Origin of the sequence: Tistlia sp. (genome assembly GCF_040905785.1) — a bacterium.
GTDB lineage: Bacteria > Pseudomonadota > Alphaproteobacteria > Kiloniellales > DSM-21159 > Tistlia.
In genome coordinates, this window is the sequence record NZ_JBBDQW010000058.1 from 18834 (window position 1) to 27785 (window position 8952).

At 71.0% G+C, this 8952-nt stretch carries 8 protein-coding genes; 4 read left to right on the forward strand and 4 right to left on the reverse strand.

Features of this window, described 5'->3' with window-relative positions; genetic code table 11:
• The 3 genes from WD341_RS13495 to WD341_RS13505 all read right to left on the reverse strand — a co-directional run bounded on the left by WD341_RS13495 (position 1) and on the right by WD341_RS13505 (position 2894).
• Positions 1-1185 (reverse strand): aspartate aminotransferase family protein, encoded by a 1185-nt coding sequence (locus tag WD341_RS13495; protein WP_368425987.1) that lies wholly within the window; start codon positions 1183-1185, stop codon positions 1-3.
• A gap of 144 nt (positions 1186-1329) precedes the next feature.
• Positions 1330-2133 (reverse strand): ABC transporter permease, encoded by an 804-nt coding sequence (locus WD341_RS13500; protein ID WP_368425988.1) that lies wholly within the window; start codon positions 2131-2133, stop codon positions 1330-1332.
• Between the two features lie 8 nt (positions 2134-2141).
• Positions 2142-2894, reverse strand: a complete 753-nt coding sequence (locus tag WD341_RS13505; protein WP_368425993.1) for an ABC transporter permease — start codon at positions 2892-2894, stop codon at positions 2142-2144.
• Between the two features lie 313 nt (positions 2895-3207).
• Here WD341_RS13505 and WD341_RS13510 point away from each other — a divergent pair, with 313 nt between their 5' ends.
• On the forward strand, positions 3208-3990 hold the full coding sequence (locus WD341_RS13510; RefSeq protein WP_368425989.1) for a RecX family transcriptional regulator: 783 nt from the start codon (positions 3208-3210) through the stop codon (positions 3988-3990).
• Between the two features lie 27 nt (positions 3991-4017).
• Here WD341_RS13510 and WD341_RS13515 read toward each other — a convergent pair whose 3' ends face one another.
• Positions 4018-4779, reverse strand: a complete 762-nt coding sequence (locus tag WD341_RS13515) for an alpha/beta hydrolase (protein ID WP_368425990.1) — start codon at positions 4777-4779, stop codon at positions 4018-4020.
• Between the two features lie 35 nt (positions 4780-4814).
• Here WD341_RS13515 and WD341_RS13520 point away from each other — a divergent pair, with 35 nt between their 5' ends.
• The 3 genes from WD341_RS13520 (at position 4815) to infC (ending at position 8733) form a co-directional block, all read left to right on the forward strand.
• Positions 4815-6014 (forward strand): glycosyltransferase family 4 protein, encoded by a 1200-nt coding sequence (locus WD341_RS13520; protein WP_368425991.1) that lies wholly within the window; start codon positions 4815-4817, stop codon positions 6012-6014.
• A gap of 176 nt (positions 6015-6190) precedes the next feature.
• A complete protein-coding gene (gene thrS, locus WD341_RS13525) occupies positions 6191-8116 on the forward strand; it encodes a threonine--tRNA ligase (RefSeq protein ID WP_368425992.1) in 1926 nt (641 codons plus the stop codon).
• Positions 8117-8196: 80 nt separating this feature from the next.
• Positions 8197-8733: a translation initiation factor IF-3 gene (infC, locus tag WD341_RS13530; RefSeq protein ID WP_368425994.1), complete on the forward strand. Its 537-nt coding sequence runs from the start codon at positions 8197-8199 to the stop codon at positions 8731-8733.
• Positions 8734-8952 lie beyond the last annotated feature (219 nt).

An 8952-nucleotide genomic window follows, 5' to 3' on the forward strand; every position in this document is an offset into this window, starting at 1 on the left:
TCACTCCGCCGCCCGGCGGCCGGCCTCGGCGCAGACCTTCTCGAGGATGTCGCAGGCGAGGTCGGCCTCTTCGCGGGTCACGGTCAGCGGCGGCAACAGGCGAATCACGTTCTCCGCCGCGCCCACGGTCAGCAGGCCGGCCTCGCGCAGGGCGCCGATCAGCTCGGCGTTCGGCCGCGCCGCCTTGAGACCGAGCATCAGGCCGGCGCCGCGCACCTCCTCGATCTGGTCCCGGTGGCGCGCCGCGATCTGCTCCAGGCGCTCGCGCAGGTGCCGGGCCACCGCCTGGACGCCCTCGAGGAAGCCCTCGGCCAGGATCACGTCGAGCACGGCGTTGCCGACCGCCATGGCCAGCGGGTTGCCGCCGAAGGTCGTGCCGTGGACGCCGGGCGTGAAGCCGACGGCGGTCCGGTCGTTGGCCAGCACGGCGCCCATCGGGAAGCCGCCGCCCAGGCCCTTGGCCAGCATCATGATGTCGGGCGCCATCTCGGCCCACTCGCAGGCGAAGAGCTTGCCGGTGCGGCCCATGCCGCACTGGATCTCGTCGAAGATCAGGACCAGGCCGAACTCGTCGCAGATCCGCCTGAGCTCGCGCAGGTAGTCGAGCTCGGCCTCGCGGACGCCGCCCTCGCCCTGGATCGGCTCGACCAGGATCGCCGCCGTCTCGTCGTCGATCGCGGCGCGCAGCTCGTTGGTGTTGCGGAAGGCGACGGTGACGTAGCCGGGTGCCGCCGGGCCGAAGCCCTCCAGGTACTTGGGGTTGCCGGCCGCCGAGATCGCCGCCATCGAGCGGCCGTGGAACGAGCCGGTCACGGTGACGATCTTCCAGCGCCCCGGATGGCCGCTGACGTGCTGGTAGCGGCGCGCCAGCTTGGCCGCGCCCTCGAAGGCCTCGACCCCCGAATTGCAGAAGAACGCCTTGTCCGCGAAGGAGTGGGCGACCAGCCGTTCGGCCAGCCGCTCGCCCTCGGGAATGCGGAAGAGGTTCGAGGTGTGCCACAGCTTCGCCGCCTGGTCCTGCAGCGCCGCGACCAGATGCGGATGGGCGTGGCCGCAGGAGGTGACCGCGATGCCGGCGGTGAAATCGAGGAAGCGCCGCCCGTCCTCCGCGATCAGGTAGCAGCCCTCGCCGCGCTCGAAGGCGAGGTCGGCGCGCGCGTAGGTATTCATCAATGCTTCGCTCACGGGGGCGCCCCCTTCCGGCCGCTCGGCCACAGCAGAGTCACGGGTGGAAAGTCGGCGAAGATGGCGGCAGGCCGCCGCCGAGTCAACGCCGGCCCCGGGCATGCCCCGGGAGGCCGGCAGGCGCCGCGATCCCGGACGCCGGCCTCAGGGACGGACCTTGTAGCCGACCGCGAGCAGCCGCCAGCAGAGCAGGAACAGCGCCAGGCACAGCGCGGCGAGGACCGCCAGGCCGACCGCCGCCGGGGCCTGGGCGCTGCCGATGAAGCCCGCGCGCAGGCCGTCGATGGCGTAGAAGACGGGGTTGAAGCGCATCAGCTCGGCGGCCAGCTCCGGCACCGCCTCCAGGGTGAAGAAGGTGCCGGACAGGATGCCGAGCGGGAGCACCAGGAAGGTCTCGACCATGGCGTAGCGGTCCCACTTCTCGGCCCACAGCCCGGTCAGGAAGCCGAGCAGCGCGAACAGCAGGCAGCCGAGCAGCGCGTAGGCCAGGACGATCGGCAGGGAGGCCAGGGGCAGCGGCACGACCAGGGCGCCGAGCAGCAGGATCACGCCGCCGGTCGTCAGCCCCGCCAGGGTCGCCGCGCCGACAGAGGCGAAGACCACCTCCCAGGCCTTGAGCGGCGCCATCATGATGTCCCCCATCATGCCCTCCAGCTTGTCGTAGACCAGCGGGAAGGCGGCGTTCTCGAAGGCCGCGTGGAAGCCCTGGTAGGCGACGATGCCGGGCAGCAGGAAGACCAGCGGCTCGACCCCGGCCAGCGTCGTGATCCGCTCCGGCATGGCCAGGGTGAAGACGGTCAGGAACAGGCCGCTGGAGATGACCTGGCCGAGCGTGCCCTCGAGCGCGAACTTGAGGAAGCGCAGCAGGGCGCGCCGGTAGAGCGTCCAGACGCCGCGCCCGTTGACCCGGCCGAAGCGTCGCGGCGGGCTGAAGCCGGCGCTGTCCATCGGCCGGCTCAGGGCTTCAGCTTGTAGCCGGTCGCGAACATCCGCTGTACGACCAGCCAGAGCGCCACGTTGACGACGGCGACGGCGACCGACCCGATCAGCAGGTTGCCGTCGTGGTGGCCCAGGAAGCCGTAGCGGAAGCCGTCGATCAGGTAGAAGAAGGGGTTGAGGTGGGCGACCAGGACCCAGCTCTCGGGCAGGCGTTCGATCGAGTAGAAGGTGCCCGAGAGGAAGGACAGCGGCACGATCACGAAGTTGGTGACCGCCGCGATGTGGTCGAACTTCTCGGCCCAGATGCCGCCGATCATGCCGAGCAGCGCCAGCATCAGCGAGGCGTTGAGGGCGTACCAGAGGATCGCCAGGGGATCGTGGATGCCGAGCGGCAGGATGATCGCCATGGCGATGCCCGCCGAGAGGCCGACGGTCAGGCCGCGCGTGACGCCGCCGCCGGCGAAGCCGAGGGCCAGCTCGAAGTGGCTCAGCGGCGGCATCAGCACGTCGACGATGTTGCCCTGGACCTTGGAGATCAGGATCGAGGAGGAGGTGTTGGCAAAGGCGTTCTGGATGATCTGCATCATGATCAGCCCGGGCGCCAGGAACACCGCGTAGGGCACATCGCCGAAGTTGACGTTGCCGCGGCCGAGGGCGAGCGTGAAGATCGCGAGGAACAGCAGCGAGGTCACCATCGGCGCCAGGATGGTCTGGGTGAAGACGTTGAGGAAGCGCTTCACCTCGCGCAGGTAGAGCGTCCAGAGGCCCATCCAGTTGACCCGCCCCAGGTCGCGCGGACCGGGGTGGGACTGCCGCCCGCCAGGGTTCTGGCCGGCGAGCGGCGACGCGCCCGGCAGCGGACGGCCGGCGCCCGCGCGCAGTTCGGTCTCGGAAGTCGACATGGTCCGGGACATAGCGCGCCGGCGGCGCCCGAACAAGCGCGCTTCCGATATGGTGGGCCTGCACGACCAGGGGTGATCTCGGGTGAGCGACGAGGAGACAGGGCGCAAGCCGCGCCGAAGCGGGTCCAAGGGCGGCAGTGCGGCGCGGAGCGCACCCAGGGGGCGCGGAGCTGGGCGGCGCGTGCCGAAGCCGGCGACGCCGCAGCGCCTGGAGAAGGCGGCGCTCGCCTATCTCGAGCGCTATGCGGCCAGCAGCGGCTCGCTGCGCCGCGTGCTCGAGCGGCGGGTCCGGCGCAGCGCCGAGCTGCACGGCACCGATCCGGCCGAGGGCGCCGCCGCGATCGAGGCCATCGTCGCCAGGCTGACGCGCGCCGGCTTCCTGGACGACCGCGCCTTCGCGCGCGGCCTGGCCGAAAGCCTGCAGCGCCGTGGCCTGTCGCAGCGCGCCATCGAGGCGCGTCTGCGGGCCAAGGGGCTGGCCGAGCCGGAGCGCGCGGCCGCCTTCGAGCGGCTCGCCGAGACGCGCGCCGACCCGGAGCTGGAGGCTGCCGTGGCCTACGCCCGGCGCCGCCGCCTCGGACCCTTCGCGATGCCGGACCGCCGCGCGGCACGGCGCGAGAAGGACCTGGCGGCGCTGGCCCGCCAGGGCTTCCCGCTGGGCCTGGCGCTGCGGGTGATCGACGCCCCGGACGCGGTCGCCGCCGAGGCCCTGGCCGAGGATGCCGAGGCCGGCGACCGGCCTCTCGATTTCGTCCGTCATCCCCGCGAAAGCGGGGACCCAGAGGAAGAAGCGACCGCCCAGGGCGTCGACAGCCAGCGCCCGCCGCGCCGTTCTCTGGATCCCCGCTTTCGCGGGGATGACGGAAGGGGAGGCGGGGACGACGGAAGGGGAGGTGGGGACGACGGGAGTGGAGGCGGGGATGACGGAAGCGAAGGCTGGGATGGCGAAGACGAAATCGGGTGACGGGAAGGCGCGCGCGTGCCGCCGGCCTCAGCCCTCGAGCGCCTCGAACAGGCGGTCCAGCACGCTTTCCAGCAGGGCGAGGTCGCCCGGCGTCGAGAGGCGGTGGTCGCCCGCCTTGACCAGATGCAGTTCGACGTCGTCGCTCTCCAGCCGCTCGGCCAGGCGCGGCGAGAGCATCCAGGGCACGTCGGGGTCGGCCATGCCGTGGAGCAGGCGCACCGGGCAGGCCAGCGGGATCGGCGCGCGCAGCAGCAGGTGCCGACGGCCTTCCTCGATCAGGGTCCGGGTGATCGCGTAGGGCTGTTCGCCGTACTCGCTGGGCTGGTGATAGACGCCCTCGCGCTCGAGGGTCTCGCGGACCTCCGGGGCGAAGGTCGCCCACATCAGGTCCTCGGTGAAGTCCGGCGCCGCGGCGATGCCGACCAGGCCGGCGACCCGCTCGGGCCGCGCCAGGGCCGCGAGCAGCATCAGCCAGCCGCCCATGGAGGAGCCGACCAGGACCTGGGGGCCCTCGGTCAGCTCGTCGAGCACGGCCACGGCGTCCTCGGTCCAGCGCCCGATCGTTCCGGACTCGAAATTACCCGAGGACTCGCCGTGGCCGAGATAGTCGAAGCGCACGACCGCACGCCCCCGCCGCGCGGCATAGCCCTCCAGCGCGCTTGCTTTCGTGCCCGTCATGTCCGACATGAAGCCGCCGAGGAAGACCAGCCCCGGGGCCTTGCCCGGGGTGCGGCGATAGGCGATGGTGGTGCCGTCCCGGCGCTGCAGGCGGGATGCGGGGGCGGCCATGGGTATCTCGGGGTCAGACATGCGGTTCCAGCGCCGTGACGGATGAGCTCGAACTGGCCGAAGCCGGGGGCGACCCTAGCATCGAGCCGGCGTCCGACAAACACCTGCCCCCCGTGGTCCTGCAGGTCCTGCCGGCGCTGGTCACCGGCGGCGTCGAGCGCGGCACCGTCGACATGGCGCAGGCCGTCCTCGAGGAGGGCGCCATCGCCCTCGTCGCCTCGGCCGGAGGGCCGATGGTCTACGAGCTGCAGCGCAGCGGCGCCGAGCACGTTGTGCTGCCGCTCGACAGCAAGAACCCCTGGCGCATCCTGTCGAACGCGCGCCGCCTCGAGGAGCTGATCCGCCTGCGCAACGTCGCCCTGGTCCACGCCCGCAGCCGGGCCCCGGCCTGGAGCGCCTGGCTGGCGACGCGGCGCACCGGCCGGCCCTTCGTGACGACCTTCCACGCTCCCTACGGCCTGAAGCCGCCGATCAAGCGGCTCTACAACCAGGTCATGGCGCGCGGCGACCGCATCATCTGCATCTCGCATTTCGTCGCCGAGCACGTCCAGCGCCACTACCGCGTCGATCCCGGGCGCCTGCGCGTCGTACCGCGCGGCGTCGACCTGGAGCGCTTCGATCCCAGCCGGGTCTCGGCCGAGAGGGTGATCCGGCTGGCCCAGCGCTGGCGGCTGCCGGACGGCGTGCCGGTGATCATGCTGCCCGGCCGCCTGACCCGCTGGAAGGGCGCGGCCCTGCTGATCGAGGCCTGCGCCCGCCTGGCCCGCGACCGCGAGTTCCTGCTGCTGGCCGTCGGTTCCGACCGCAACCGCAACCTGCGCCAGGAGCTGGAGGCCCAGGCCTCGAAGCTCGGCCTGGGCGGCAGGTTCGCCGCGGTCGGCGACTGCGACGACATGCCGGCCGCCTTCATGCTCGCCGACGTGGTGGTCTCGGCCTCGCTCGAGCCAGAGGGCTTCGGCCGGGTCATCGGCGAGGCCCAGGCGATGGGCCGGCCGGTCGTCGCGGCGGCGCACGGCGGCGCCCTGGAGCAGATCGACGACGCCGAGACCGGGTTCCTCTTCAACCCCGGCGACGTCGAATCCCTGGTGGTCAGCCTGCGCCACGCCCTCGACCTGCCGAGCGAGGAGCGTGCCGCCCTGGCCGAGCGCGCGGTCGAGCACGTCCGCGCGAACTTCTCCAAGGCGCTGATGTGCCGCCGCACGCTCGAGGTCTACGACGAGCTGTTGCGCGCCTGACGGCGGGGGCGGGCCTCCGTCGGCGCCGGCCCTCGCGGCTTGACTCGCCTTCGCCAGCTTCTACATTCCGCGTCCCCCTTGCGTCCGCGGGCAGGGCAGGGGCGCACTTCGCGCGGCGCGCCTCGGGTCGTGCCGTGGGCGCCGCATTCGGTTACTGGACGGAAGACGAAAAAAAGATGGTCGCGATCACGCTGCCGGACGGCACGGTCAAGCGCTTCGAGGGCGCGGTGAGCGGGCTCGAGCTGGCCGAGTCCATCGGGCCCGGCCTGGCCAAGGCCGCCCTCGCCGTCACCGTCGATGGCGAGCCGCGGGACCTGACCCGGCCGATCGAGCAGGACGCCGCCGTCGAGATCGTCACGCTGCGCCATCCCTACGCCCTGGAACTGGTGCGCCACGACTGCGCCCACGTCCTGGCCCAGGCGGTGCAGGAGCTCTTTCCCGGCACGCAGATCACCTTCGGCCCGGCGACCGACGACGGCTTCTACTACGACTTCTATCGCGAGGAGCCCTTCTCGACCGACGACTTCGCGGCGATCGAGGAGCGCATGAAGCAGATCGTCGACCGCGACCTGCCGATCGCCCGCGAGGTCTGGGACAAGCAGCGCGCCCACGCCTTCTTCAAGGAGACCGGCGAGTCCTTCAAGGCCGAGTGGGCCCTGGAGCTGCCCGATGACCAGCCGGTCACCTTCTATCGCCAGGGCGACTGGCTCGACCTCTGCCGCGGTCCGCACCTGCCCTCGACCGGCAAGCTGCCCAAGGCCTTCAAGCTGCGCCGCCTGGCCGGCGCCTACTGGCGCGGCGACGCCGCCAACCCGCAGCTGCAGCGCATCTACGGCACGGCCTGGCTCAACGAGAAGGACCTGAAGACCCACCTGACGATGATCGAGGAGGCCGAGAAGCGCGACCACCGGCGCCTCGGCCGCGAGATGGACCTCTTCCACCTGCAGGAGGAGGCGGTCGGCTCGGCCTTCTGGCATCCGAACGGCTGGACGCTCTACCGCGCGGTCGAGGACTACATGCGCCGGCGCCTCGAGGCCGGCGGCTACGTCGAGGTCAAGACGCCGCAGCTGATCGACCGCGCGCTCTGGGAGGCTTCCGGCCACTGGGAGAAGTTCCGCGAGCACATGTTCATCGCCGAGAGCGAGGACCGGGTGCTCGCGGTCAAGCCGATGAACTGCCCGGGCCACGTGCAGATCTTCAAGCAGGGCATCACCAGCTACCGCGACCTGCCGATCCGCATGGCCGAGTTCGGCTCCTGCCACCGCAACGAGCCGTCGGGCGCGCTGCACGGCCTGATGCGCGTGCGCTCCTTCACCCAGGACGACGCCCACATCTTCTGCACCGAGGAGCAGATCGTCGAGGAGACGCGGCGCTTCTGCGAGCTGCTGCTGGCGATCTACCGCGACTTCGGCTTCGCCGAGGTCCAGGTCAAGTTCTCCGACCGGCCGGCCAAGCGCGCCGGCAGCGACGCCGTCTGGGACCGCGCCGAGGCGGCGCTCAAGCACGCCACCGAGCAGGCCGGGCTGGACTTCACCCTCAACCCCGGAGAGGGCGCCTTCTATGGGCCGAAGCTGGAGTTCGTGCTGCAGGACGCGATCGGCCGCGACTGGCAGTGCGGCACGCTGCAGGTCGATTTCGTGCTGCCCGAGCGGCTCGACGCCGTCTACGTCGGCGAGGACGGTGCGAAGCACCGCCCGGTCATGCTGCACCGGGCGATCCTCGGCTCCTTCGAGCGCTTCCTGGCGATCCTGATCGAGAACTTCGCGGGACGCTTCCCGCTCTGGCTGGCGCCGCGTCAGGTGGTGGTCTGCCCGATCATCAGCGATGCCGACGGCTACGCCGAAGAGGTCCGGGCTGCGCTCGCCGCGCGCGGGCTGCGGGCCGAGACCGACCTGCGCAACGAGAAGATCAACTACAAGGTGCGCGAGCACAGCCACGCCAAAGTCCCGGTGCTCGCCGTCGTCGGCCGCCGCGAGGCGGAGCAGCGGACCGTCACCCTGCGCCGGCTCGGGGTCGAGCGGCAGGAGTCGCTTGCACTCGACGACGTCGTCACTACACTGGCACGAGAGGCGGCCTCGCCCGATTTGCGGGAAAGCCGCTGATCGCCGTTTGAATCGACCCCCGGGCCGCCGTGTCGGGGGTCTTTCAGCGGCCCATCGAAAGCAACAGAGGAGAAGTCTCCATAGCTCGACCGCCGTTCAATCCGACGCCCAGCCGAGACGGGCCGCGCGTCAACCGCCAGATCGATGTCACCAGTGTCCGCCTGATCGACGCAGAGGGCGAAAACCTGGGCGTCGTCCCCATCCGCGAGGCGCTGATGCGCGCCGAAGACGTCGGGCTCGATCTGGTCGAGATTTCGCCGCAGGCCGATCCGCCGGTGTGCAAGATCCTCGACTTCGGACGCTTCAAGTACGAGGCCCAGAAACGGGCCAACGAGGCGCGCAAGAAGCAGAAGACGATCGAGCTCAAGGAAATCAAGATGCGCCCGAACATCGACGACCACGACTACGAGGTCAAGATGCGGGCGATCAACCGCTTCCTGGGCGAGGGCGACAAGGTCAAGGTGACCCTGCGCTTCCGAGGCCGCGAGATGGCCCACCAGGAGCTCGGCCTCAACCTGCTGTTCAAGGTGCGCGACGAGATCGCCGAGATTGCCAAGGTCGAGCAGACGCCCAAGCTCGAGGGCCGGCAGATGACCATGGTCGTCGCCCCCCGCTGAGGCTTCGCGGCCGGCGGAGATAGGGCGACTGAGATAGGAAGGCCCCGCTCCCGCAGCGGGGCCTTCCTCGTCTCGACAGCTGCGGTGCTCCACGCTTCCATGGTTCGACAGGCTCACCATGAAGCGAAGCAAGCCTCTCGCGGGCTTCGGGAAGCGCGTCTGGTTCGACAGGCTTCTGTAATCGGGTGCAAGCAAGAAAGCATCCTTGGGGCTCCGCGC

Bases quoted from the DNA above. Each gene is read 5' to 3' on its own strand.
- thrS (WP_368425992.1), top strand. From the start codon at position 6,191: ATGGTCGCGATCACGCTGCCGGACGGCACGGTCAAGCGCTTCGAGGGC.
- WD341_RS13500 (WP_368425988.1), bottom strand. From the start codon at position 2,133: ATGGACAGCGCCGGCTTCAGCCCGCCGCGACGCTTCGGCCGGGTCAAC.
- WD341_RS13515 (WP_368425990.1), bottom strand. From the start codon at position 4,779: ATGGCCGCCCCCGCATCCCGCCTGCAGCGCCGGGACGGCACCACCATC.
- WD341_RS13505 (WP_368425993.1), bottom strand. From the start codon at position 2,894: ATGGGCCTCTGGACGCTCTACCTGCGCGAGGTGAAGCGCTTCCTCAAC.